Consider the following 24,352-nt stretch of genomic DNA (forward strand, 5'->3'; position numbering starts at 1 on the left):
ACAGTGACGCCCAGCGATTGGGAGTTCTCTCCTCCGCTGAACAATCTCCCGACGCCGCTGTCGAGCTTCGTCGGACGTCACGCCGATCTCGCGAAGATCCGGGACCTTTTCCAGACCTATCGATTCATCACCATCACGGGGCCGGGTGGCGCCGGTAAGAGTCGGCTCGCGCTCGAGGTGGCGCTGGCGCGCAGCGATGATTTCGTGGACGGCTGCTGGCTGGTCGAACTCGCCTCGATCACCGATCCCGCGCTGGTGCCGCATGCGATCGCCGGGGCCGTGGGGGTTCCGGAGCACCGCCGGCGTTCCCTCACCGATTCCCTGGCGGTCCGTCTCGAAGCGTCGGCCGCGCTGATCGTGCTCGACAATTGCGAACACGTCGTCGAGTCCGTAGCGAACGTGGTGACAGAGTTGCTGGGGCGCTGCGGCCTGTTGCGGATTCTGGCCACGAGCCGGGAACTCGTCGAGATACCGGGTGAGGGCGTTGTGCGAGTCGGGGGACTCGCGCTGCCGTCAGCGACCGGCGATCAGGATCTCGCGGTCGTGACCGGGACGGAAAGCGTCGCGCTGTTCTTCGAGCGGGCTCGAGCGGTGCAGCCGAACCTGACGATGACCGCGGCGACCGCTGCCGGGGCCGCGCGGATCTGTCGCTATCTCGACGGCCTTCCCCTGGCGATCGAGCTGGCGGCATCGAGAGCCGCATCGCTCGACGTCGAGCGGATCGCGGCCTATCTGGACGACCGGTTCGGGCTGCTGACCGGTGGAAACAGAGCCGTCATCCGGCACCATCGCACACTCGTCGCCACCATGGACTGGAGTTACCGACTGCTGAGTCCCGCAGAGCGGACATTGTTCGACCGACTCGCGATCTTCGCGGGCAGCTTCGGAATCGAGGAGGTGGACGGAGTCGGCTGCGCACGGTCCGACGGGGACTGCGCGGGACTCCTCGCTGGTCTCGTCTCGAAATCGCTGGTCTCGTTCGACCCCGCCGCGGGACCGGTGCCCTATCGCCTGCTGGAGACGGTGAAGAGCTACGGCCGCGCGCATCTGCGCGAATCGGGGGACCTGGGCGAACTGCGGAACGTCCACGCGTCCTACTTTCGCGATCTCGCCGAGCGCGCCGGCGCCGCGTTCCGGACCTACGCGGAACACGCGTGGGCGAACCGGTTGGAGGCCCAGCACCCCGACCTGCGTGCGGCGCTGTCCCACAGCATCGAGTCCGGCGATGCCGACACCGCGATCCGGCTCGCCGGCGCGCTGCCGCACTTCTGGCAGCTGCACGGTCATTTCCAGGAGGGCTTGCGGTGGCTCGCGGCAGCCCTCGCGATATCCGGTGAGGTCGACGAGTGGTTCACCGCCTGGGCCCACGTCGGGGTCGGTGACCTGGCGATGATCCATGGCGACCGGGCGGCCGCGGCGGCGGCGCTCGATGTCTCGGCGGCGACCTTCCGAGGGCTCGACGACGATCGTGGTCTTGCGCGCGCACTGCAATATCGAGGTCTCACAGCAGCGTTCGGCGACGATCTGGCCCCTGCCGAGAGGCTGATCCTCGAGTCCCTGGCGCTCATCACGGCGGCCGGTGAGACCGGGGGGCCGGCCCACGGTTGGGGCCTGGTCATGCTCGCGGGCGTCGAACTCGGGAAGGAAGACTATGTCGCGGCCGCCCGCGATGCCGAGGCGGCCGACCGGATCATGCGGGTGATCGGGGATCGTGAGGCCCTGGGCTGGGCGGCCCTGATTCGTGCGGTCGCGGCGTGGCGCACCGATCGGATCGACGAGGCCACGACCGAGGCGCGGGTCTGCCTGGTCGCCTTCCTCGATGCCGGCGGGCTGTACGGAGCCAGCGTCGGTCTGATGGTGGCGTCCGCCGTCGCGTTGAGCGGTTCCCGGCTCACGCGCATGGCCGAATTGCTCGGCGCCGCCGAGGCTCTCGCCGCCACGATCGGCGCCATGACGGTTCCGTTCGGAATACGGTGGCTGACAGAGACATTCGGCAACGCGGTCGCCACGCTCGGCCCCGCGGCCTTCGCGGAACATCGCCGGATCGGTGCGGATCGGGTGCGATCCGACACCGCCGGATACCTCGCCGAGGTCCTCGACGATCTCGACGTCTCGATTCCACACCGAGCCGGCAAGCCGCTGCTCACCAGGCGTGAGCGTGAGGTGGCGGCGCTGGTGGCGCGCGGCCGGACGAACCGCCAGATAGCCCGGGCGCTGGGGATTTCCGAGCGGACGGCCGAGGTGCACGTGCACAACATCGCGGGCAAGCTCGGGGCGAGCGGCCGTGCCGAGGTCGCCGTATGGTTCGCCACCGATCACGCCCTACGGGGCGGGGAATCGACGTAAGTCCCCGCCGGGATCACCCGGCGGGGACTTCGTGTTCGGTGGGCTAGCGGGTCCGCGTGGCGCGGCGCATGGCCGAGAGCGGGTCGGCGTAGAACGCGCTCACCGAGGTGACCGCCGCCGCGAATTCCTGCACCCGGCCGCCGAATCGGCTGATCCGGAGATCCGCCGCGGGCAGCGTGGTCGACTCGGCGAAGGCCTTGGCGACCCGCTCCATGCCCGGCCGCCAGCCGGTGAACGCCTGGCCGCCCAGCACCACCCGGTCCGGGTTGAACATGTCACGCACCAGAGCCGCTGTGCGGCCGAGGATTTCGGCCCGCTCGATGAGCAGGTCGCGAGCATCGGCATTGCCCGCGTCGGCGGCTCGGTACAGATCGGTGACGGCCGGGCGGCGCGGGGCCTCCGGCTTGGGCAGGATGCCCTTGCGCACGGCGCGCTCCAGCAGGGCGCGCTCACCGATGGTGGCCTCCAAGCAGCCGCGCCGACCGCAGGTGCAATCGGCGTCGGAGCCGGTCGGAAGATGCGCGATGGAGCCCGGGCCATTGGCGGGGGTGTGCACGCGATCGTGCAGAGTGACTGCGACACCGGCGGTTTCGCGGGCGTACACGAACAGGCTGCTACCGGGCCGGTTCTCCTCGGCCGGGTCGCGCGGGGTGAGCAGCAGCTCCGCCGCGGCCATCGCCTCGACGTGCGCGGACACCGAGACCGGCAGGTCCAGCACGCTGCTGAAGACCGCCGCCACCGGCGCGGCCTGCCAGCCCAGGCGAGGATGGTCGACGACCCCGGCCGCCGGATCCACCCGACCGGCCAGCGCGACGCCGGTCCACAACGGCCGCCGCCGGGGCAGCCGGTCCAGGAAGGCCTTGGCGCTGCGGGCCACTATGGTCAGCGCCGCGTCCTGACCTGTTTGGGGCGTGGCGATCTCGAGCCCGCCGAGGATGCGGCCGGACAGGTCCGCGGCCACGATGCGGGTCACGGTGAAGCCGATGTGCACGCCCAGGGTCACGTACGAGTCGGTGTCGACCTCGAACGGCACCCGGGGACGGCCCACCGCGCCGGACGCGGTCAGATCGGCGCGCTCACGCAGCAGCCCGGCCGTAAGCAGCGCGGACACTTGGCGATTCACGGTGGCGATGCTCAGACCCGTGGTCTGTGCGGCGACATCGCGGAAGATCGGGCCGCGGGTGGCGGCACGCAGCACGGCGGCCGCCGGGTTGTCGGTGATCCGCAACTCCGGGGGCACGGCCGGGCGCGCCGGGGCGGGGCGCGCGGTCGCGGTGGAGACGGCGGTATGGGTGCGGTCGAGCGTGGGGCTGGACACTGTGTCGAATCCTTGCTGCGGTCCACCCGGTCGACGGGTGGACGAATGCCTACATGAAGGTTTCAGCGGGTGCAGCGAGGAACCCGGACGACGACCGGCGGAAATGCCTGGTTATCGGGGTCAGAACTCGACTGCGCGACGGCAGGGACAACACAGTTCCCGTTGCCGCGGCAGCCGAACGCCCAGCGCGACGGTCACGTACGTGACCCGCGGCGCGGAAGAAGGGCGACTGGCAGACATAGGATCAAAGTATCATTCCGATCACGGAGAACGGAAGGCAAGCGCGATCCTCCCGGCAGTCCCGGGCCTGTCGCGGCGCGTCGGTGCGAAACCCTCCTGGCAACCTCCGTAGCTACCGAATCTTTTGCGGCGGTTGATATTTCAAGCCATCCGCGGCACGGATCGGATCGGGATCGACGAGTGGCGCACGCCACATTCTCTTCTCATCTCTCGAGAAGCAGCCCGAATCCCACCCCACTCGAGTCCGCTGTCGCGCACACGCATTCCGCTCACTGTGATTCCAAGGCGCGCGCTCCCGGAGCGGGTGGCGCAATACCCCGAATCGACCGCATTCCGGCAGGCCGCGCGCTCGGGCCGGCGGCGCAGAACCGCATCGCCGGCACCGGGGCGCGGTGAGCGGCCCGGGCGGCCCCATTTTCGCCGCTACAGTTCTGAAACCGCAGGTCAACGGCGTGGAAAGGAGTCGATGTGTCACCGGAACCGGTACCGCTGCGCGCCCCCGAACGCCGGGCGGATCGCGCCCGACACGTGGCCGACGTGTTGCGTCAGCAGATCCACGCGGGCGCCTTCGACAACGCGCTGCCCGCCGAAGCGGCGCTGTCCGTGGAATTCGGCGTGTCCCGCAACACCGTTCGCGACGCGCTCGCGCTGCTCAAGGACGAAGGTCTGATCGAGCGCGCCCCGAAGATCGGAACACATGTCGCGCGCCGCAAATACGACCACGGCCTCGATGCGCTGCTCGGTTTGAAGGAGACGCTGCGCGGCCACGGCGAGGTCCGCAACGAGGTGCGCGCCGCCCGCCGGGTCACCCCGCCGCCCGCGGTCGCACGCAAGCTGCGGCTCGAACCCGGTGAACAGGCCGTCTACATCGAGCGGCTGCGCTGGTTCGGCGACCTGCCGCTCAGCCTGGACCTCACCTACCTGGTGCCCGGCATCGGCGACCAGGTCGTCACCCGCGACCTCGAGACCAATGACGTGTTCGCGCTCATCGAGCAGATCAGCGGCGGCCCGCTCGGCTCGGCGGAACTGGCCCTGGAGGCCATCACCGCCGACGCGCACTCGGCCATGACCCTGCAGATGCCCGAGGGCGGCGCGCTGCTGCTGCTCGAGCGCCTCACCTCGCTGGAGGACGGCCGCCCGGTCGACCTCGAGTACATCCGCATGCGCGGCGACCGGATCACCATGCGCGGCAGCCTGATCCGGCCGCCGGAACGCTCACCCGATGCCGACCCGGGCACCGACTGGAGGTTGACCTAGATGGCTTTGGCCGAGAACCGGGCGGATGTCCCGGTGACCATCGACGAATCGCTGTGCATCCAGGGCTGCACGCTCTGCGTGGAGATCTGCCCGCTGGACTCGCTGGCGATCAACCCCGACAACGGCAAGGCGTACATGCACGTCGACGAGTGCTGGTACTGCGGCCCCTGCGCGGCCCGCTGTCCCACCGGCGCCGTCACCGTCAACATGCCCTACCTGCTGCGTTGAGCCCAACCCGCTGAGGAAACCATGAAGTACCGCCCCGCCCGCGTGATCGCCGCGGCCCTCGCCTCCGCCCTCGCCCTGACCGTGTCCGGCTGCTCGCTCGAGAACGCCGGCGATGGTGACACCGTCAAGGTCGTCATCGGCTACCAGTCCAAGACCATCAATACCGTCACCGCCGGAACCCTGTTGAAGGCCAAGGGCTTCCTGGAACAACGCCTGAACGCGCTGAGCGCCAAGGGCGGCGCGAAGTACCAGGTGGAGTGGCAGGACTACGACACCGGCGCGCCCATCACCGCGCAGATGGTGGCCGAGAAGATCGACATCGGCTCGATGGGCGACTACCCGCTGCTCATCAACGGCTCCCGCACCCAGGCCAATGAGCGCTCCCGCACCGCGCTGGTGTCCATCACCGGCTACAACCCCAAGGGCGCGCTGAACATGGTGGTCGTCGCGCCCGACTCCAAGGCGCAGTCCATCAATGACCTGGCCGGGCAGAAGATCTCGGCGAGCGTCGGCTCGGCCGGGCACGGCACCCTGGTCCAGGCGCTCACCCGGGCGGGCATCGACCCCAAGTCGGGAGTGGAGGTGCTCAATCAGCAGCCCCAGATCGGTTCCTCCGCACTGGAATCCGGTCAGGTGGCGGCGCTGTCGCAGTTCGTGGCCTGGCCCGGCCTGCTGGTGTTCCAGAACAAGGCCAAACTGCTCTACGACGGCGCGGAACTCAACGTCCCGACCTTCCACGGCGTGGTCGCCCGCCGCGACTACGCCAAGCAGCACCCGGAGGTGCTCGATGCCTTCCTGCAAGCCCAGCTCGACGCCACCGACTTCATCCACCAGCACCCCCTGGAGGCGGCGCAGACCGTCGCGGACAACGCCGGGCTGGCCCCGGAGGTCGTGTACCTCTACAACGGGCCGGGCGGAACCTCCTTCGACACCACGCTGAAGCCGTCGCTGCTGGGGGCTTTCCAGGGCGATGTGCCGTACCTGAAGTCGATCGGCGACTTCGCCGATCTCGACATCGACAAGTTCGTCGACCCGGCCGCGCTGCGGCAGGCGTACCAGGAACGCGGACTGAACTACGAGGCCGAACTCGCCAACAGCGCCAACCCGCTGCCCGGCTCCGGCGGCGAGCTCTGGCTCACCGGACAGGACACCACCCAGTCGGTCGCCGATCCGACCGCCCTGCTGCGCGCCGTCAAACAGGCTCGGGCACAGGGCAAGACGGTGCGCGCCGCCTACGTGCCGGATGCCGAACTCGGCACCCGCTGGTTCGCGGACAAGGCGATCTGGGTGCGCGACGGCGACAACTACCTGCCCTTCACCACCCCGGCGGCGGCTCAGCGATACCTCGCCAAGCACCCGGCCGGCGCGATCGTCGGATTCGACCAAGCGGTGAACGAGGTCCGGGTATGAGCGCCCCGGCGGTCGCCGCACCGGCGGCGGCCCCCGTCCTCGCCCCGGCCGCACCGCCGGTGGCGCGCCCGCGGGCCGGGCGGGCGGTGTGGCGGTCGCGGATCGTGCGGGCGCTGTCCGTGCCGACCGCCATCGGGGCCTGGGAGTTCTTGACCGCCAACCACATTCGGCTCTGGGTCCGATTCGACACGCTGCCGACCGTCACCCAGATCGTGCGGGCCTTCCGGCATCAGCTCGGCACCGACGCCTACTATCTGGACCTCGGGCAGTCGCTGATCCGGATCCTCAGCGGCTTCGGCCTGGCCGCCGTGATCGGCGTGAGCGCCGGTGTGGCACTGGGCCGTTCCCGCTGGTTCGCCGACACCATGGGACCGCTCACCGAACTGGCGCGGCCCATCCCGGCCATCGCCATCGTGCCGGTCGCCATCCTGCTGTTCCCCGACGACGAGGCCGGGATCGTGTTCATCACCTTCCTGGCCGCCTTCTTCCCGATCCTGGTCGCCACCCGGCACGCGGTGCGGGCGCTGCCCACCATCTGGGAGGAATCCGTCCGCACCCAGGGCGGCAACCGCTGGGACGTGCTGTGGCGGGTGGTGCTGCCGGGCAGCCTGCCCGGCGTGTTCGGCGGGCTCTCCGTCGGCATCGGCGTGGCCTGGATCTGCGTGGTCTCGGCCGAGATGATCTCGGGGCGGCTGGGCGTCGGCTACCGCACCTGGCAGGCGTACACCATCGTCGACTACCCGGGAGTGTTCGTCGGCATCATCACCATCGGCGTGCTCGGCTACACCACCTCCGCCGCGGTGGAACTGCTCGGGCGGCGCGTCACCCACTGGCTGCCGCGCGGCGACGAGGAGGCGAAATGAGCACGGCTGGAATCGGATTGACCCTGGACCGGGTGCGGCTCTCCTACACCGGAGCCCCGATCATCGACGACCTGTCGATCACCGTGCGGCCCGGCGAGATCCTCGTCCTCACCGGACCCTCGGGCTGCGGGAAGTCCACGGTGCTGCGCGCCCTGGCCGGACTGCTGCGCCCCGACGCGGGCCGGGTGCTCGCCGACGACGTCGAGGTCACCGGCACCGACCGCGACCGCGCCGTCGTCTTCCAGGACAACGCGCTGCTGCCCTGGAAGACCGTGCGCGCCAATATCGAACTGGCACTGCGGCTGCGGGGCGCGCCGCGCGCCGGACGCCGGGAACTGGCCGACCGCTGGATCGCCGAGATCGGGCTCACCGGCTTCGCCGACTTCCTGCCCAAATCGCTGTCCGGCGGCATGCGCCAGCGCGTGCAGCTGGCCCGCGGCCTGGCCGGCGCGCCGCGCGCGGTCATGATGGACGAGCCCTTCGGCGCCCTCGACACCCAGACCCGCGACACCATGCAGCGCCTGCTCGTCGACACCTGGGACAGCCACCCCACCACCGTCGTCTTCGTCACCCACGACGTGGACGAGGCCCTGCTGCTCGGCGACCGCATCGCCGTCCTCGGCCGCGCCGGCGAACCCCTGCGCGCCCTGCTGGAGGTCCCCCGGCCGCGCGAGACCGGCGTCGACCGCACCGCCCTACGGTCCGAAATCATTGCCGCCCTGAACCATTCGGGCGAGCTCACGGAGGCAACGAAGTAATGGAAATCCCCGATCTCGACGACACCCTCCGCCTCGACTGCGACGTGCTGGTCATCGGCGGCGGCACCGCCGGCACCATGGCCGCCCTCACCGCCGCCGAGGCCGGCGCGAACGTGCTGCTGCTGGAGAAGGCGCACGTCCGCCACTCCGGGGCGCTGGCCATGGGCATGGACGGCGTCAACAACGCCGTCATCCCCGGCAAGGCCGAACCCGAGGACTACGTCGCCGAGATCACCCGCGCCAACGACGGCATCGTCAACCAGCGCACCATCTATCAGACCGCCACCCGCGGCTTCGCCATGGTGCAGCGGCTGGAGCGCTACGGCGTGAAGTTCGAGAAGGACGCCTACGGCGAATACGCGGTGCGGCGGGTCCACCGGTCCGGGTCCTACGTGCTGCCCATGCCGGAGGGCAAGGACGTCAAGAAGGCGCTGTACCGGGTGCTGCGGCAGCGGAAGATGCGCGAGCGCATCCGCATCGAGAACCGGCTGATGCCGGTGCGGGTGCTCACCGAGAACGGGCGGGCGGTCGGCGCGGCCGCCCTGAACACGCGCACCGGGGAATTCGTGGCGGTCGGGGCCAAGGCCGTCATCCTGGCCACCGGGCCGTGCGGGCGGCTCGGGCTGCCCGCCTCCGGGTACCTGTACGGCACCTACGAGAACCCCACCAACGCGGGCGACGGGTACGCCATGGCCTATCACGCCGGTGCCGAGCTGTCCGGGATCGAGTGCTTCCAGATCAACCCGCTGATCAAGGATTACAACGGCCCGGCCTGCGCGTACGTCGCCAACCCGTTCGGCGGATACCAGGTCAACGCGCTCGGCGAGCGGTTCGTCGACTCGGACTACTGGTCCGGCCAGATGATGGCCGAGGTCAAACGGGAGATCGAATCCGCGCGCGGGCCCATCTACCTGAAGGTCTCACACCTGCCCGACGAAACCCTCGAGGCCCTCGAGGACATCCTGCACACCACCGAACGCCCCACCCGCGGCACCTTCCATGCCAATCGAGGCCACGACTACCGCACCCACGACATCGAGATGCATATCTCCGAGATCGGTTTGTGCAGTGGGCATTCCGCGTCCGGCGTCTGGGTCGACGAGCACGCCCGCACCACCGTGCCCGGCCTCTACGCCGCCGGCGACCTGGCCTGCGTGCCGCACAACTACATGATCGGCGCGTTCGTCTATGGCGACCTCGCCGGAGCGCACGCCGCCGCCACCCTCGACGAGCTGCCCGAACCCGGTGAGCTGCCCGCGGACCAGCTGGCCGCCGCCCACGAGCTGGTCTACCAGCCGCTGCGCCAACCCGACGGGCCGCCGCAGCAGCAGGTCGAATACAAGCTGCGTCGCTTCGTGAACGACTATGTGGCCCCGCCCAAGACGGCCGCCAAACTCTCCCTCGCCATCGAGACCTTCGACCGCATGCGCGGCGACCTCACCGCCATGGGCGCGCGCACCCCGCACGAACTCATGCGTTGTGCCGAGGTCGGCTTCATCCGCGACTGCGCGGAAATGGCCGCCCGCTCCTCGCTCACCCGCACCGAATCCCGGTGGGGGCTCTATCACGAGCGCGCTGACCTGCCCGCCCGCGACGACGTCGAGTGGCGGTACCACCTGAACCTGCGCAAGACCGCCGACGGGGACATGGAGTTCCTGAAGCGGCCTGTCGCACCGTATTTCGTACCCGTGCCGGGGCTCGACGATCTGCCTGGCACCGACACGGCGGTCATCCCGGTCGAGCAGCCCGCCCTGATCGGCACCCCGCCCAACCTCGGGGCCCAGGTGCGCTCGCACGCGCCCACGGGCCGCACGGCGAAAGACGTTGTCGCGCCGCGGATCGCGCTGCTGCTGAGCCTGGACGCGCCCGGCGTCGCGGAATTGCGGCCGTTCCTGTCCGATCCGGATCCACGGGTGCGGGCGAACGCCCTCGCGGTCCTCACCGAGCACACGCCCGACGGATTCGCCGGCGAACTGGTCGCGGCGCTCGGCGACGAGGACGCCGAGGTGCGCGCCGCCGCCGTGGCGGGCCTGCGCGAACTCGCCGAAATCCTGCCCGCCGCGACGGGTCTCGCGGAGCACACCGATTCGCCCGACCCGTTCGTGCGGGCGGCCGTCGTGGATCTGCTGCGTTCGCTGCGCGCCGGGACGGCCGAACTGTTCGGCAAGGCCTCGGTCGACGCCGACCACCGCGTCCGCATCCAGGCCGTGCACGCGCTGGTGTCGCTGGACGACTGGCCCGCGCTGACCGCGGCCGCCCACGACGACAACCGTGAGGTCCGCATCGCCGCGGCCCGCGGCTTGGCCACCATCGGCCAGGGTGGTGTCGACACCGTGCGCGCGCTCACCCTGGACCGCGACCCGCTGGTGCGCGCCGCCGCGTTCACCGCGCTCGCCCGGCTCGGCGGGGACGCCGATACCGTGATCCTGACCGCCGCGCTGGGTGATTCGGCCTGGCAGATCCGGGAGGGCGCGGCGCGCGGGCTGGCCGGGGTCGGCCCGGAGCACGCCGTCGCCGCCCTGAGCGCGGCGCTCACCGATATCCACCCGGACATCCGCAAGGCCGCGGTGCTGACGCTCAGCGTCTGGCCGGAGTCCGAGGCGGCCCGGGTCGCGCTCGAAACCGCCCACGGCGACAGCGATGCCGACGTGCGCGCCTACGCCCGGCGGGCCCTGGCGGTGCACGCCGAACGGTGAGATCGGTTGCGGGCGAACCGGTTACGCGGTGCGGTACATCAACCCGGTCGGCAGGTACCCGGTGGAGACCCCGGGGCTCAACCCGCGATCGACCGCCAAGCACACCACCGCCAGCAGCGGCCACGCGATGAATCCCTCCGGATCCAGGCCGCGCTGCGGGGTGTCCCAGAAGCGGCGGTGGAATTCGAGGCCCTCGACCAGCGCGGTCTCGAATTCGGCCGGGTCGCCGCGCAGCACCGCGTCCAGCAGGCACAGCGCCGAATAGGCGATGGTGAGCGCGTAGTCGTCACCGCCGGCCTGCTGCGCGTCCACCGCGGCCTCGATCCCGTCCACGATGATCGTTTCCGCCGCCGGATCGCCGGTCCAGGCCCGCTGCCACGCATCGGCCCACAGATAGAGGCACTGCTCCCCGGGCTGCCCGGTGCGCGTGGTCACCGCCAGCGGGTGACCGGGGCTGCCCGGCGCGCCCAGCAGATAGGCCAGCAGCTCGCGATCGCGGTCGATCGCGGCGGCCCACAGGCCGTTCAGCAGATCCGTCACCGGCGGGGGCGCCACCACACCGCCGGACGCGGGGACGGTCCACCGCGTGCGCGCGAGTGTCACCGGGATCGGCTCCTGCCCGGCGGGCCGTGCGGCCGAGCGCAGCCGAGCGGTGTAGGCCGCGGCCGTATCCGCGACGGCCTGACGCAGCCGGGCCGACTCGCCGCGCGGATCGTCCAAGCTCAGATAACCGGCGACGGCCCGGGAACTCCAGGCCACGTCGGCGAGCACCGCCTGCGGTTGCGCGGCCAGGAATTCGGCGCGCAAGGCCGTGGTCCGCACCCGGAAGGCGCGGCCGAAACCCGCATCGGTCGGTCGAATAGCTGTTGGATAACTAAGTTCCTGGGCTGTCCGTGCGATATGGCGATCGATCATCGGACTTCGATGATGATCGGTGTGTCCACCAATTTTGCCAATCGATTGCTCACGCTGTGACCATAGCGAATGGCGAACCCTGCTACATCGGTTGGTATATCGGTCGCCGAGGGTGTGTCACCGCTGATTGCCGGGCCGGAACAACCCCTCGACCGCGGTGATGAAGTACGGGAAGTGCGCGCCGAATCGCTGCAGACTCCGATCACCCTCGAACCCGCCGAACCAGTACAGTCCCGGACTCCCGTCCGCCGTCGGATCCAGGTCCCGGAACGTGCGCACCCACTGATCGCCGCGGCGCGCGGCCACCAGGAACGGCAGCGCCCGCGAGAACGCCAGCTCCTGATCCGCCGCCGGAATACGCTGCGGCGCAAGCGCGTCCAGCCCGCGCTGCATGGCCTGCACCCGGCCGGTCAGCTCCCGGCCCATCGCGGTGCGGGACGGCAGATATCGGGGGAGCAGCAGTGCGGCCACCCCGCCCAGCGTGAGCGCGACACCGATCAGGGCGTGCCGCTGCGGACCCAGCGCCAGCGCCGCGGTCGCGGCGAGACCGCCCACGATCAGCGCGATCCCGAGCCAGAACTCGAAACCGCGGCGGGTGCGGTCGATGAACACCCCGGCCGTCACCGCATCGTCGATCAGCGCGGCGCGCACCGCCTTCGCGTCCACCCGCCCGCGGCGCTCGGACAGCAGCACCGCGTCCGCGCCCTCGGGGATCAGCGCCGAATACACGGCGCGCTCATAGTCGGTCAGCTGCTCGTCCGGCGGATTCACCCGGGAGAAGCGCCAATCCGCGTCACCGGCGACCGTCACCCACAGGTAGTTGCGGACCGCCAGATCCACCACGGTCGACGCCATGTCCGGCACATCGACGTGGCCGTCGAGCAGCAGGCCCGCCGTACTCGGCAGCACACCGTCCGGCGAGGTGAACTGCACGTGATCGCCGGTCCGCACCAGCGGATCCAGGGTCTCGGCGGCGACCGGCGCGGAACGCCGCGACCACAACACGTATCCGGCCGCCGCGGCCACCGCCGCGAGCAGCGCGCCGAAGGCGGCCCACACCGGACCGGTCGGCGAGAACGCGTTGGGCGCGTTGTCGTCGCGCACATCGGCATTGGCCCGCACCGTATTCGGCGGCAACTGCAAGGTCACATCGAGAATGTCGCCCTTGTGTAGGTCGGTCTTCTCCAGATGCGCGAAACCGTCCGGCTCGACCCGAATATCGCCGCAGTTCTGCGGATTTCCGGGCGGGCCGACCGTGCATTTGGTGACGCCCATCCGGAAGCTCGGGCTCGACACCGTCACATTGATCGACGCCACATCGGTGTTCAGCACACCGGTCCACTGGAACACCTGCGCGCCGCTCGCGTCACTGACGGTGTTGTGCACGGTGTACTTGAAGGTGGCCGCGCCCGGCCGCGCGGAGATGGTGAACAGATTGTCCGCGACATTCGCCTCGCCGTCCCCCTCGGCGGACACATCGGTCACCTCGAAGGTGCGCAGCACACTCGGGCTCACCTGCACCCGCAGCGGCAGCAACTGCCGAAACTCCCCGCCCTCGGGGACTTTCACGGTTTCGGTGACCCGCAGCAGACCGTCGTCGCCCAGACTCACCTCCGCGGTGATATCCACACCGGCCGGCTGCGCCCACGCGGCCGGCGCCGCCACACCCGCCACCGCGAGCAGCAGCGCGACCAGGGCGGCCCCCCGAAAAATCTGCATGACTGGCACTCTAGCCAGCTTGCTATCCTTCCTCAGCGGCAAGTCGCAGGTCTATGGAGCCGGCAGGCTATCTCTGAGGAACGAGGGGGTGCGGGGGTTGACTCGCCCACCGTCCGAGCACGGACCGACGCCCCCGGGTCGCCGGCCCACGCCGCCTCCTGGAAACCCACAGCCGCACGGCAATCCGCAGCAGCCCGTCCAGCAACCCGGATTCCCGGTGGTCCCGCGCCGTCCGGCAGGTCAGCCCGGGGGCGCGCCCCCGCCCGGATACCAGCCTCAGCCCGGGTATCCGCCGCCACCCGGATATCAACGGCCACCCGGATATTCGCCGCAGCCGGGCCATCAGCCCCCGCCGTACTCCGGTCACCCGCAGCAACCCGGCGCGCCCCGCCCGGGATATCCCGCTCAGCCGGGCAAGGGCCCCGCCCGGCCGGGTTACCCACCGCAGCAGGGCTTTCCGCCGCCACCCGGATACGGACAACCCGGATATCCGTCCACCGGCCAGGGCCGGCCCGCGTATCGCGCGCCCATGCCGCCGCCCACCGCCGCGCCGCCGACCGGCGCGATTCCGGTGGCCCGGCCCGCGCCGCCGAGACGCGGCCGGGTGGGGACGCTCGTCGTGATCCTGGTGCTGCTGGTGTCCGGTGTGCTGCTGCGCACCGCCGTCACCACCGGCCTGAACTCCATCGGTTCCGGTGCGAACGTCAAGACCGGCTATTCCAGCGACGCCGGGGAGAACCACGGTGTCGCGGCCACCGCCGACAATCCGCTGCTGACGAACCCCGATTACACGCTGCTGCCCGCCAAATGCGCGTACTCGCCGTGGGGCACCCAGGTCGAGGTGGCGCGCAAGTTCTTCGAGACCGCGGCCGACTGCCTGCACACGGCGTGGAAACCGTTGTTCGACAAGATCAATCTGCCATTCCCCGCACCCAAGCTGAACGTGTCCGCGGACACCGCGGGCATCACCACCCTGTGCACCGGCAACAGTAGTAACTTCGCGGCCTTCTACTGCTCGGCGGACATGACCATCTACATGCCGATCAGTCAGCTGCAGACCGACATCTTCGGCAACAACTGGGTTGTCTACCTCTCGGTGTTCGCCCACGAGTACGGCCACCACGTCCAGGCGCAGTCGGGCATCCTCGGCAAGGTGCACCAGCAGCGCCGCGATGCCGGATCGCGCAGCGACACCGGGCTGGAACTGTCGCGCCGCACCGAACTACAGGCCCAGTGCTTCGACGGCATGTACCTGTCGTCCTCCTCCAACGGCGGCTCGCTGACCAGCGCCCAGATCGGGGTGGCCCGCAACGACGCCTACCACCGCGGCGACGCACCCGGCGACATGCGCGATCACGGCACCGCGCAGAGCATGGGCGGCTGGTTCGAGATCGGCTACGACAAGGACCGCGCCCTGCAGTGCAACACCTTCAGCGCCGCCGCGAGCAAGGTGAACTGACCGCCGAGACACTCGATCCCCGCCCCTGAAACAGTCGAGCCCTGAAACAGTCGAGCCCCGCCGCGGTACGCGACGGGGCTCGAAACAGCTTCGGGCTCAGTGCCCCAGCGGCTTGCCGATGCGGTTCGGCGAATGTCCGTGCACGCCCTCGGCGTACGCGGTCTCCGCGTGCAGCGCGAAGTCGACGCCGCCCAGCTCGTCCTCCTTGGTGACCCGGAAGCCGATGACCTTGTCCAGCGCCTTGCCCAGCGCGAACGTCACCCCGAAGGCGAAGGCCGCCACCGTCAGCACGCCCACGGCCTGCTTGCCGAGCTGACCCAGCCCGCCGCCGTAGAACAGGCCCGCCGGGCCCTTGGTCATGACGGCCGAGGCCAGGAAGCCGATCAGCAGCGTGCCGACGATGCCGCCCATGAAGTGCACGCCCACCACGTCGAGCGAATCGTCGTAGTTGCCCTTGAACTTCCAGCCCACCGCGAACGAACACACCACGCCCGCGACCAGGCCCACCACCATCGCGCCGATGGTGTTCACCTCACCGCAGGACGGGGTGATGGCCACCAGACCGGCCACCGCACCCGACGCCGCACCGAACGTGGTCGGCTTGCCGTCGCGGCGCGCCTCGACCACCAGCCAGCCCAGCATGCCGAGACAGCCCGCCACCAGCGTGTTCAGGAAAACCGCCGCGGCGGTGCCGTCGGCGGTCAGCGCCGAACCCGCGTTGAAGCCGAACCAGCCGAACCACAGCAGGCCCGCACCCAGCACCACGAACGGCAGATTGTGCGGGCGCATGGCGTCCACCTTGAAGCCCTGACGCGGGCCCAGCACCAACACCATCGCCAGAGCCGAAGCGCCCGAGGCGATCTCGACCACCAGGCCGCCCGCGTAATCCAGCGCGCCCACCTTGCTCAGCCAGCCGTCCGAGGTCCACACCCAGTGCGCGATCGGCGCGTACACGATCAGCGCCCACACCGGCACGAAGATCATCCACGCCGAGAACTTGGTCCGATCGGCGATCGCGCCGCTGATCAGGGCCACGGTCAGAATCGCGAAGGTCAGCTGGAAGGTGACGAACAACAGTTCCGGAACGCCCGCGCCGGTGGTCTTGTCCACCACGTGCACGGTGTCCGGGTTGATTCCGGCGAGCCCGAAATGTCCGAGATCGCCGATGATTCCGCCGCCCGCGTCATCGCCGAAGGCCAGGCTGTACCCGCCGAGCAGCCAGGCCACCGTCACCAGGGGGATCGAGATGAAGCTCATCATCAGCATGTTGAGCACACCGCTGGACCGCACCATCCCGCCGTAGAAGATCGCGAGGCCGGGTGTCATCAACAGCACGAGCGCCGTGGCCGCCAGCAGCCAGGCGGTCGACGCCGCGTCGATGTGGGGTGTCATGCGGTAACTCCTTCTGCGCGTGATCGCGTTGCGTGGAAGTTACCGAAAACTCACGTTAAGGCGCTGTTACAAAAATGAGGAGTCCGATACCTCCCCGTAACAGCGTCAGCTGCGCTGTTCCCTGGCCTTTTTGGCCAGCGCGCGCAATCCCCGCGGGCCGGGCACCGGATTTCCGTCCTCCAGCGCCATCCATTCCGCGGTGACGAGCCACTGCTGCTGGGCGCGGGCGTCGGCTGTGTCGTTGAACACCCGCCGGCCCCGGTCGTCGCGCAGCTCGTAGGCCATGACCGACCAGCGCGGCGGGCGCCCGTTCTCGGCCAGCTGGTCGCGGAGGTACGCCGCCACCAGGGTGCCGATCATGTTCACCGGCCGCAGCGAGACCCGGTTGCCGTAGCGGGCGCCGAAGAAACGCCTTCCGGCGCACAGGGATCGAGGCTCGGCGCTGTAGGCGATCCAGCCCGACCGCTGCGCGCGCTCGATGAGCCACAGGTGCTTGATGGCGGTCGGCGGGATGTCACCCACCCGGTCGCGGATCAGGGCGATCACCGGTTCGGTGAGCAGAATGTCGCGCCGGGTCGGACCGGTGCCGTGCACGGTCCAGTATTCGTCGGTCAACTTGGCCAGGACCCGCCCGAAATCGTCGATGCTGCGCTGCGCCCGGCGGCCCAGCCGCTCGATGCGCTCGGCCTCGGTTCGCATGTCGTTCTGCACCATGTGGGTGCGGATGGCGGCCAGGGTCGGAACCTGGCGGCGCTGCAGCAGTTCCAGAATCGCGCCCGCGGTGGCCGGATCGGCAGCCGCCGACACCGGTAGCGAATCACGCTTGATGTCGTAATCGTGCGGGCTGATGGCCCGGCTGAGCAGTCCGACGGCGGCGCTGTCGTCCGCGAATTCGGTGCTGGAGAGCCAGGCGGTGGCGATGTCGTCGTGCGAAGGCACGGAGCATGTCCTCCGGAGGATTTGGTTGTGCCCCGGTCGGGATGAGGGACCGGCCGGGGCAACCAACCTGATGAAGGTTTGGCTACCGAAGTTGCCGATGTCTACGGTAGCCAAGGGATTGCGATCTTGCCGCACCGAGTCACAGGATCGTTATGTCCGCTCTGTGGAGTTGAAACAGAACGCAGGTCTGTATCTGGTGTGGTTGCAAGAAATGTGGGTTCGACAATTACCGTTTCAAAACAACGCGGAGAATTAGCTATCCGATTTGACGGGGTATCAGTTCGGGTCGGTCGGTTTTGACCGGAGCTCGGGATGGAATGTGAGTTGCATCACATCACGGGGCGGCTGGTGGTTCGGCCGCATGTCACCACCTGTCGGGGCGCACCGGTAACCTCTCCCCGTGGCTCTGTACCGGAAGTACCGACCGGCAACGTTCGCTGAAGTGGTGGGTCAGGAGCACGTCACCGATCCGCTGAGTACGGCGCTCGACACCGGACGGATCAGTCATGCGTATCTGTTCTCGGGACCGCGCGGGTGCGGCAAGACCTCCTCGGCACGCATCCTCGCCCGCTCGCTGAACTGCGAGCAGGGACCGACCTCTACCCCCTGCGGCGTGTGCTCCTCGTGCGTGGCGCTGGGTCCGGGCGGCGCGGGCAACCTCGACGTCATCGAGCTCGACGCCGCCAGCCACGGCGGTGTCGACGACACCCGCGAACTGCGCGACCGCGCCTTCTACGCACCCGCCGAATCCCGGTACCGCGTCTTCATCGTGGACGAGGCGCACATGGTCACCACGGCCGGCTTCAACGCGCTGCTCAAGATCGTGGAGGAGCCGCCCGCCCACCTGATCTTCGTCTTCGCCACCACCGAGCCGGACAAGGTGCTGCCCACCATCCGCTCGCGCACCCACCACTACCCGTTCCGGCTGCTCCCGCCCGCCACCATGCGCGGACTGCTCGGCAAGATCTGCGACCAGGAAGGCGTGCAGGTCGAGGAGTCGGTGTATCCCTTGGTGATTCGCGCCGGCGGCGGGTCCCCGCGTGACAGCCTCAGCGTGCTGGACCAGCTGCTGGCGGGCGCGGGCACGGAAGGCGTCACCTATCCCCGCGCGGTGTCGCTGCTCGGCGTCACCGACGTCGCCCTGATCGACGACGCCGTCGACGCCCTCGCCGATTCCGACGGCGCGGCCCTCTTCGGCACCATCGACCGCGTGGTGGAGGCGGGCCACGACCCCCGCCGCTTCGCCACCGACCTGCTCGAGCGCCTGCGCGACCTGATCCTGCTGCGCGCCGTCCCCGACGCCACCGACCGCAACCTGGTCACCGGCCCCGGCGACGTCATCGACCGCATGCGCGCCCAGGCCGACCGCCTCGGCGCGGCCACCCTGGCCCGCCACGCCGAACTCCTGCACGAGGGCCTCGGCGACATGCGCGGCGCCACCAACCCCCGCCTCCTGCTGGAGGTCATCGCGGCCCGCATGCTCCTGCCCGCGGCCTCCGACGCCGAGACCGCCACCCTCCAGCGCCTCGAACTCCTCGAGCGCCGCATGGCGAGCGGCGCACTCCCCGCCGCGTCGCAGCAGCCCCAGGGCGCCGCGCCCGCTGCCGCGTCCGCGCCGTCGGCCCCGGCCGCAGCTCCGCCCGCCGCGGGAGGCGGCAACGCGCGCCGCGGAGCCGCTGCCCTGGCCGCCATGCGGGCCGAGAAGTCGGGCACGCCAACGCCTTCCGTCGCAGACGAGCCGGTTCCGCCCCAGGCCGCCGCCGCTCCGGCCGCGCCGGATTCGCCCTCGGCACCCGCGGCTCCGGTGGCCCCGGCCGCTCCCGCCACGGAATCGAACGCTCCCATGGCCGGGGACGCCCCGTGCGCCCAGGCCATGCCGCCGAGCGGATCCGGTTCTCCCGCAGTGGATTCCGCGAATCCAGGTCCGACCGGAACCACGGTCCGGCCGCCCGAGCTCTCGCCGGTTGCGAGCCCGGTGCCCGCGATGGCCGCACCGCCGTCCCCGGCCCCCGTGCCGGAGAGCGCCGCCGCCGCAGTGGCCGCGCAGCCTGCTCATCCCGCCGAACGCGCTGCCGCGCAACAGGCTTCACAAGGCTCCGCGACCACCGGGAACATCACGCCGGAGCCCGAGTCCGGGCAAGCGGCGGCGCCGCGGCAACAAGCGCCCGCGGATCCGGTAGCCGCGTCCGCGCCGACGAGCACCGCCGCGGCCGCCGCTCCCGCGCAGCCCGCCGTAGCCGCCCCGCCGTCCGCCCCTGCCGCCGACCACGCTGTCGCGCAGCCCGCTTCGTCCGGCCCGGCGGTCGCCGAAGCCGGTGCCGCCACCGCTGGGCAGGAACCGGCGCAGCCGACCTCCGTGCCGGTTCCGGCTGCCGGCCCCGCCGGTGATGATGTGCTGGCGCAGGTCGAGGAGGCCTGGGCGGATATCCGGGCCAAGGTGCGGGAGTTCGGGGCCGCGGTGCACGCGCTGCTGTCCGGCGCGAGCGTGGCCCGGGTCGAAGGCGAGACGATCGTGCTGGCGCATCAGCACGCGCCGCTGGCGCAGCGGTTGTCGCAGCCGCAGTACCTGGAGGCCGTGCAGTCGGCGGTCAAGGCGGTGCTGGGGCGTGAGCACGGCGTGAAGTGGGAAGTCGGGGGAGCCGGGTCCGGCGGCGCGGCCGCCAAGGCCCCGGCGGGCCGGGCGCCCGCGAGCGCGCCCGCGGAGCCGAAGAAGGCGGCGCAGAAGTTCTCGCGGCCGAGTCAGGCCAAGGCGGCCGCGGCGCCGGTCGCCGAACCGGCTCCGGCGACCGGGTGGGGGAGCGCCCCCGCACCCGCTCCGGCGGCTCCCGCGCCCGCGGATCCGGGGCCGGCGGGCGGGGATTCGTTCGAGCGGGAGAGCGTTCGTTTCGCGCCGCCGGAGGACGATATTCCGCTGCCCGACGGGCCGGACCTTCCGGACGATCCGGGACCGGTGGACTACTCGCCGGTAGGTTATGACGGCGTCCCACCTGCTACTACGCCGGAGGAGGAGCGCGAGATGCTGGAGGAGTCGGCCAAGCCGGTGCCTCCGGAGGAGCGCCGCGACCCGGATGAGGTGGCCCTAGCGTTGTTGGTGCAGGAGTTGGGCGCCACACCTCTGGAGGGTTGACAGTTCCCTCGGGTGCCAACTTAAGTTAACCGGAGTTCGCATAGTTCGGTACTATGATCGGGTGGCCGTGAGTATCGGTTTCGCGAGGTTCTAAGGTATGCCCAGGCGTACGGGTTACCGGAGCGTCAACAAACCGGCTCGGGACGTTGTTTGTACAGCGTCAAAGGCGATCGGTCGTGGGGCCGGTCGGCGAGGTATGGCTACGGCACGGCCCGCACAACGCGGTGACGGCGCACCCAAGAGAGGAAAACTCCGATATGACCACAGAGGCCTACATTTACGAGGCCATCCGCACCCCGCGCGGCAAGAACCGTGGGGGGTCGCTGCACTCGGTCAAGCCGATCGACCTGACCACCGGTCTGGTCCAGGAGCTGCGGAAGCGCTTCCCGAACCTGGACGAGGCTCGCATCTCGGACATCATCCTGGGTGTCGTCTCGCCGGTCGGTGACCAGGGCGCGGACATCGCTCGCACCACCGTGCTGACCGCGGGCCTGCCCGACACCGTCGGCGGCTTCCAGATCAACCGCTTCTGCGCCTCGGGCCTCGAGGCCGTCAACCTGGCCGCCCAGAAGGTGCGCTCGGGCTTCGACGACCTGGTCATCGCCGGTGGCGTCGAGTCCATGTCCCGCGTGCCGATGGGCTCCGACGGCGGCGCCATGTTCATGGACCCGAAGACCAGCTACGACAGCTACATTGTCCCGCAGGGCATTTCGGCCGACCTGATCGCCACCATCGAGGGCTTCACCCGCGATGACGTCGACGCCTACGCCGTGCGCTCGCAGGACCTGGCCGCCAAGGCCTGGAAGAACGGCTACTTCGCCAACTCCGTCGTCCCGGTCAAGGACATGAACGGCCTGACCGTGCTGGACAACGACGAGCACATGCGTCCCGGCACCACCGCCGCCGACCTCGGCAAGCTGAACCCCGCCTTCGCCGGCATCGGCGAGATGGGCGGCTTCGACGCGGTGGCCATGCAGCGCTACACCTTCGTCGAGTCGATCAACCACGTGCACCACGGTGGTAACTCCTCGGGCATCGTCGACGGCGCCGCCCTGGTGCTGGTCGGTTCCGAAGAGGCCGGCGCCGCGTCGGGCCTGACCCCCCGCGCCCGCATCGTGGCCACCGGCACCTCCGGCGCCGACGCCACCATCATGCTCACCGGTCCGACCCCGGCCGCCGAGAAGGCGCTGGCCAAGGCCGGTCTGAAGCGTGAGGACATCGACCTCTACGAGATCAACGAGGCCTTCGCCTCCGTCGTCCTGAAGTTCCAGAAGGACCTGCAGATCCCGGACGAGAAGCTGAACGTCAACGGCGGCGCGATCGCCATGGGCCACCCGCTGGGCGCGACCGGCGCGATGATCACGGGCACCGTGGTCGACGAGCTGCACCGTCGCAACGCCCGCTACGGCCTGATCACCCTGTGCATCGGCGGCGGCATGGGTGTCGCCACCATCATCGAGCGCGTCTGACGCCCACCGACTTTTCTCTAGGGAGACACGAAACACTATGACCGAGAACATGATCGGCTGGGAAAAGGACGCCGACGGCATCGTCGTGCTGACCATGGACGACCCCAACCAGGGCGCCAACACCATGAACCAGCTCTACAAGGACTCCATGAAGGCGACCGTCGATCGCCTCGAGGCCGAGAAGGACGACATCACCGGTGTCGTCATCACCTCCGCGAAGAAGACCTTCTTCGCCGGCGGCGACCTGAAGAACATGATGAAGACCACCCCCGCGGACGCGGCCTCCATCATGGAAGAGCTCACCACCATCAAGGCCGACCTGCGTCGCCTGGAGAAGCTGGGCAAGCCGGTCGTCTCCGCGATCAACGGCGCTGCCCTGGGCGGCGGCCTGGAGATCACCCTGGCCACCCACTACCGCATCGCCGCGGACGTGAAGGGCGTGCAGCTGGGCCTGCCCGAGGTCTCCCTCGGTCTGCTCCCGGCCGGTGGCGGCGTCACCCGCGTCACCCGCATGCTGGGCATCGCGAACGGCCTGATGGGCGTTCTGCTGCAGGGCAACAAGTTCACCCCGGCCAAGGCCAAGGCCACCGGCCTGATCAACGAGGTCGTCGGCTCGATCGAGGAGCTGGTCCCGGCCGCCAAGGCGTGGATCAAGGCCAACCCGGACAAGGGCGTGCAGCCCTGGGACGTCAAGGGCCACAAGATTCCGGGCGGCACCCCGTCCAGCCCCGCGCTGGCCGCCAACCTCCCGGCCTTCCCGGCCAACCTGCGCAAGCAGCTCAAGGGCCAGAACATGCCGGCCCCGCAGGCCATCATGGCCGCCGCGGTCGAGGGCGCGCAGGTCGATTTCGACACCGCGTCGCTGATCGAGTCCCGCTACTTCGTGTCCCTGCTGACCGGCCCGGTCGCCAAGAACATGATCCAGGCGTTCTTCTTCGACCTGCAGCACATCAACAACGGCGGCTCGCGTCCGAAGGACGTGCCGAAGCGTGAGATCAAGAAGGTCGGCGTGATCGGCGCGGGCATGATGGGCGCGGGCATCGCGTACGTCACCGCCAAGGCCGGCATCGACGTCGTCCTCAAGGACGTCACCATCGAGGCCGCCAACAAGGGCAAGGACTACTCGGTCAAGCTCGAGGAGAAGGCGCTCTCCCGCGGCAAGACCACCGAGGAGAAGTCCAAGGTGCTGCTCGACCGCATCAAGCCGACCGCCGACCCGGCCGACTTCGCGGGCGTGGACTTCGTGATCGAGGCCGTGTTCGAGAACCCGGAGCTCAAGGCGAAGGTCTTCGGCGAGATCGAGGACATCGTGGACGCCGACGCGCTGCTCGGCTCCAACACCTCGACCCTGCCGATCACCCTGCTGGCCAACGGCGTGAAGCGGGCCGAGGACTTCATCGGCATCCACTTCTTCTCGCCGGTCGACAAGATGCCGCTGGTCGAGATCATCAAGGGTGAGAAGACCTCCGACGAGGCGCTGGCCCGGGTGTACGACTACACCCTCGCGATCCGCAAGACCCCGATCGTGGTGAACGACTCGCGCGGCTTCTACACCTCGCGCGTGATCGGCAAGTTCATCAACGAGGCCATCATGATGCTCGGTGAGGGCGTCGACCCGCAGACCATCGAGCAGGCCGGTCTGCAGGCGGGCTACCCGGCGGCGCCGCTGAAGCTGTCGGACGAGCTGAACTTCACCACCATGCAGAAGATCTACAAGGAGACCGCCGAGGCCGTGCTGGCCGCGGGCGGCGAGATCGACGCCGCTTCGGGCGCGACCGCCAAGATCCTCGACAAGCTGGTGGGCGAGTTCGACCGCAAGGGCAAGGCCGGCGGTGCGGGCTTCTACGACTACGACAATGGCAAGGCCACCGGTCTGTGGTCGGAGCTGCGCTCCACCTTCGGCACCTCGACCACCCTCCCCGAGGGCGTCACCCTGCAGGATCTCAAGGACCGCATGCTGTTCGCGGAGGCCATCGAGACCCAGAAGTGCTTCGACGAGAACGTGCTGACCTCGACCGCCGACGCCAACATCGGCTCGATCTTCGGCATCGGTTTCCCGGCCTGGACCGGTGGCACCCACCAGTTCATCGTCGGCTACCCGGGTGGACAGGAAGCCTTCGTGGCCCGCGCCGACGAGCTGGCCGCCAAGTTCGGCAGCCGCTTCGAGGTTCCGGCCTCGCTGCGCAAGTAGTAACCGTGCGCGAGCGCTGAACCAC

At 69.8% G+C, this 24,352-nt stretch carries 16 protein-coding genes; 11 read left to right on the forward strand and 5 right to left on the reverse strand.

Annotated elements, in window-relative coordinates; genetic code table 11:
* Positions 1-3: 3 nt before the first annotated feature.
* Positions 4-2,346, forward strand: a complete 2,343-nt coding sequence (locus ACQPYY_RS01135) for an ATP-binding protein (RefSeq protein WP_433592469.1) — start codon at positions 4-6, stop codon at positions 2,344-2,346.
* 43 nt (positions 2,347-2,389) lie between these two features.
* Here ACQPYY_RS01135 and ACQPYY_RS01140 read toward each other — a convergent pair whose 3' ends face one another.
* On the reverse strand, positions 2,390-3,664 hold the full coding sequence (locus ACQPYY_RS01140; RefSeq protein WP_433592470.1) for an ROK family protein: 1,275 nt from the start codon (positions 3,662-3,664) through the stop codon (positions 2,390-2,392).
* Positions 3,665-4,372: 708 nt separating this feature from the next.
* Here ACQPYY_RS01140 and ACQPYY_RS01145 point away from each other — a divergent pair.
* The 6 genes from ACQPYY_RS01145 to ACQPYY_RS01170 are packed head-to-tail and all read left to right on the forward strand — an operon-like array spanning position 4,373 to position 11,116.
* Positions 4,373-5,161 carry a GntR family transcriptional regulator gene (locus tag ACQPYY_RS01145; RefSeq protein WP_379103444.1) on the forward strand — a complete coding sequence of 263 codons (789 nt, stop codon included), beginning with the start codon at positions 4,373-4,375 and terminating at the stop codon, positions 5,159-5,161.
* Positions 5,162-5,389, forward strand: coding sequence for a 4Fe-4S dicluster domain-containing protein (locus tag ACQPYY_RS01150; RefSeq protein WP_357087910.1), 228 nt, complete (start codon positions 5,162-5,164; stop codon positions 5,387-5,389).
* A gap of 21 nt (positions 5,390-5,410) precedes the next feature.
* Complete coding sequence (locus ACQPYY_RS01155) at positions 5,411-6,799, forward strand: ABC transporter substrate-binding protein (RefSeq protein ID WP_433592471.1); 1,389 nt, start codon at positions 5,411-5,413, stop codon at positions 6,797-6,799.
* Positions 6,796-7,662: an ABC transporter permease gene (locus ACQPYY_RS01160; protein WP_433592472.1), complete on the forward strand. Its 867-nt coding sequence runs from the start codon at positions 6,796-6,798 to the stop codon at positions 7,660-7,662. Before ACQPYY_RS01155 ends, ACQPYY_RS01160 begins: the two co-directional genes overlap by 4 nt.
* On the forward strand, positions 7,659-8,420 hold the full coding sequence (locus ACQPYY_RS01165) for an ABC transporter ATP-binding protein (RefSeq protein WP_433592473.1): 762 nt from the start codon (positions 7,659-7,661) through the stop codon (positions 8,418-8,420). Before ACQPYY_RS01160 ends, ACQPYY_RS01165 begins: the two co-directional genes overlap by 4 nt.
* The gene (locus ACQPYY_RS01170; protein WP_433592474.1) at positions 8,420-11,116 is read left to right on the forward strand and encodes a fumarate reductase/succinate dehydrogenase flavoprotein subunit; all 2,697 of its coding nucleotides are present in this window, start codon (positions 8,420-8,422) and stop codon (positions 11,114-11,116) included. Before ACQPYY_RS01165 ends, ACQPYY_RS01170 begins: the two co-directional genes overlap by 1 nt.
* Positions 11,117-11,137: 21 nt before the next feature.
* Here the strand turns inward: ACQPYY_RS01170 and ACQPYY_RS01175 are convergent, their stop codons facing one another.
* Positions 11,138-11,938: an immunity 49 family protein gene (locus ACQPYY_RS01175; protein ID WP_433592475.1), complete on the reverse strand. Its 801-nt coding sequence runs from the start codon at positions 11,936-11,938 to the stop codon at positions 11,138-11,140.
* A gap of 210 nt (positions 11,939-12,148) precedes the next feature.
* Complete coding sequence (locus ACQPYY_RS01180) at positions 12,149-13,750, reverse strand: DUF2207 family protein (protein WP_433592476.1); 1,602 nt, start codon at positions 13,748-13,750, stop codon at positions 12,149-12,151.
* Between the two features lie 529 nt (positions 13,751-14,279).
* On the opposite strand from ACQPYY_RS01180, the gene ACQPYY_RS01185 reads away from it, so the two are divergent.
* The gene (locus ACQPYY_RS01185) at positions 14,280-15,209 is read left to right on the forward strand and encodes a neutral zinc metallopeptidase (protein WP_433592477.1); all 930 of its coding nucleotides are present in this window, start codon (positions 14,280-14,282) and stop codon (positions 15,207-15,209) included.
* 96 nt (positions 15,210-15,305) lie between these two features.
* Here the strand turns inward: ACQPYY_RS01185 and ACQPYY_RS01190 are convergent, their stop codons facing one another.
* Positions 15,306-16,601, reverse strand: a complete 1,296-nt coding sequence (locus ACQPYY_RS01190; RefSeq protein WP_433592478.1) for an ammonium transporter — start codon at positions 16,599-16,601, stop codon at positions 15,306-15,308.
* 105 nt (positions 16,602-16,706) lie between these two features.
* Positions 16,707-17,540 carry a hypothetical protein gene (locus ACQPYY_RS01195; protein ID WP_433592479.1) on the reverse strand — a complete coding sequence of 278 codons (834 nt, stop codon included), beginning with the start codon at positions 17,538-17,540 and terminating at the stop codon, positions 16,707-16,709.
* Between the two features lie 400 nt (positions 17,541-17,940).
* Here ACQPYY_RS01195 and ACQPYY_RS01200 point away from each other — a divergent pair, with 400 nt between their 5' ends.
* From ACQPYY_RS01200 to ACQPYY_RS01210, 3 genes are all read left to right on the forward strand, one after another.
* Positions 17,941-20,667 carry a DNA polymerase III subunit gamma and tau gene (locus ACQPYY_RS01200; RefSeq protein ID WP_433592480.1) on the forward strand — a complete coding sequence of 909 codons (2,727 nt, stop codon included), beginning with the start codon at positions 17,941-17,943 and terminating at the stop codon, positions 20,665-20,667.
* Positions 20,668-20,924: 257 nt separating this feature from the next.
* On the forward strand, positions 20,925-22,136 hold the full coding sequence (locus tag ACQPYY_RS01205) for an acetyl-CoA C-acetyltransferase (RefSeq protein ID WP_379103466.1): 1,212 nt from the start codon (positions 20,925-20,927) through the stop codon (positions 22,134-22,136).
* 37 nt (positions 22,137-22,173) lie between these two features.
* Positions 22,174-24,327 carry a 3-hydroxyacyl-CoA dehydrogenase NAD-binding domain-containing protein gene (locus ACQPYY_RS01210; protein WP_433592481.1) on the forward strand — a complete coding sequence of 718 codons (2,154 nt, stop codon included), beginning with the start codon at positions 22,174-22,176 and terminating at the stop codon, positions 24,325-24,327.
* Positions 24,328-24,352 lie beyond the last annotated feature (25 nt).

The sequence above is a fragment of the Nocardia sp. CA-145437 genome (assembly GCF_050956485.1).
GTDB lineage: Bacteria > Actinomycetota > Actinomycetes > Mycobacteriales > Mycobacteriaceae > Nocardia.

What these genes read in the sequence shown, in the direction of transcription:
- ACQPYY_RS01160 (WP_433592472.1), top strand. Translation starts at nt 6,796, where the DNA reads ATGAGCGCCCCGGCGGTCGCCGCACCGGCGGCGGCCCCCGTCCTCGCC.
- ACQPYY_RS01190 (WP_433592478.1), bottom strand. Translation starts at nt 16,601, where the DNA reads ATGACACCCCACATCGACGCGGCGTCGACCGCCTGGCTGCTGGCGGCC.
- ACQPYY_RS01150 (WP_357087910.1), top strand. Translation starts at nt 5,162, where the DNA reads ATGGCTTTGGCCGAGAACCGGGCGGATGTCCCGGTGACCATCGACGAA.
- ACQPYY_RS01165 (WP_433592473.1), top strand. Translation starts at nt 7,659, where the DNA reads ATGAGCACGGCTGGAATCGGATTGACCCTGGACCGGGTGCGGCTCTCC.
- ACQPYY_RS01205 (WP_379103466.1), top strand. Translation starts at nt 20,925, where the DNA reads ATGACCACAGAGGCCTACATTTACGAGGCCATCCGCACCCCGCGCGGC.
- ACQPYY_RS01180 (WP_433592476.1), bottom strand. Translation starts at nt 13,750, where the DNA reads ATGCAGATTTTTCGGGGGGCCGCCCTGGTCGCGCTGCTGCTCGCGGTG.
- ACQPYY_RS01170 (WP_433592474.1), top strand. Translation starts at nt 8,420, where the DNA reads ATGGAAATCCCCGATCTCGACGACACCCTCCGCCTCGACTGCGACGTG.
- ACQPYY_RS01185 (WP_433592477.1), top strand. Translation starts at nt 14,280, where the DNA reads ATGCCGCCGCCCACCGCCGCGCCGCCGACCGGCGCGATTCCGGTGGCC.
- ACQPYY_RS01155 (WP_433592471.1), top strand. Translation starts at nt 5,411, where the DNA reads ATGAAGTACCGCCCCGCCCGCGTGATCGCCGCGGCCCTCGCCTCCGCC.
- ACQPYY_RS01210 (WP_433592481.1), top strand. Translation starts at nt 22,174, where the DNA reads ATGACCGAGAACATGATCGGCTGGGAAAAGGACGCCGACGGCATCGTC.